We start from the raw sequence: 253 nt of genomic DNA on the forward strand, positions 1-253 counted from the left end.
TGTTTGGAGAACGGGAAGGATTACCGGAAGATAGCTGAAACATACGAGGTCTCCTACCAACAGGTGTATCAATGGGTTAAGAAGTTTGAAGGTGGAGATGAAACGCTTAATGATAAGCGTGGAAGAAAGACAGAAGACGAGTTAACTCCTGAAGAGAAATTTAAGCTTCAGATGAAAAAATTAGAAAGAGAAAATGAACGGTTACGTGCAGAAAATGCATTTTTAAAAAAGTTAGAGGAGATCGAAAGGAGGC

1 protein-coding gene is annotated in these 253 nt (G+C 39.1%); it reads left to right on the forward strand.

All coding sequences use genetic code 11. The features are described 5' to 3' along the window. Positions 1 to 253 (forward strand): helix-turn-helix domain-containing protein (locus tag M3206_RS18925; RefSeq protein WP_251314050.1); only part of this gene is annotated, 253 nt, incomplete at both ends.

Source organism: Fictibacillus phosphorivorans, assembly GCF_023715845.1.
Lineage (GTDB): Bacteria > Bacillota > Bacilli > Bacillales > Fictibacillaceae > Fictibacillus > Fictibacillus phosphorivorans_D.